The following is a 372-nucleotide window of genomic DNA, read 5'->3' as shown; positions in this document are numbered from 1 at the left end:
ATTTCAATCCACGCACTCGTGTAGAGTGCGACTCGTATGCCCTTATTACGTTGTACTCGATACCGTCATTTCAATCCACGCACTCGTGTAGAGTGCGACGTTAGACGGCGATACAACGGGCCTACAGAAGGCGCTATTTCAATCCACGCACTCGTGTAGAGTGCGACGATGGACAAGCGGCAACTAGGACGATTGGTTGGTATTTCAATCCACGCACTCGTGTAAAGTGCGACATGGATGGACGTAGGGGATGTTTTGGATTACGTAATTTCAATCCACGCACTCGTGTAGAGTGCGACACCCCATCAAAAACGGCCGTGATTTTGTTGCGATCATTTCAATCCACGCACTCGTGTAGAGTGCGACGTAAAA

General features: G+C 49.2%; 1 CRISPR repeat array.

What is annotated here, in order from left to right:
• A CRISPR array of direct repeats spans nt 1-366; the repeat unit is 32 nt; unit sequence ATTTCAATCCACGCACTCGTGTAGAGTGCGAC.
• Nucleotides 367-372: the final 6 nt, after the last annotated feature.

Source organism: Trichococcus pasteurii (assembly GCF_900112935.1).
Taxonomy (GTDB): Bacteria; Bacillota; Bacilli; order Lactobacillales; family Aerococcaceae; genus Trichococcus; species Trichococcus pasteurii.
The sequence above is the reverse complement of the archived record's forward strand: the minus strand, read 5'-3'. Positions and strand labels throughout refer to the sequence as shown.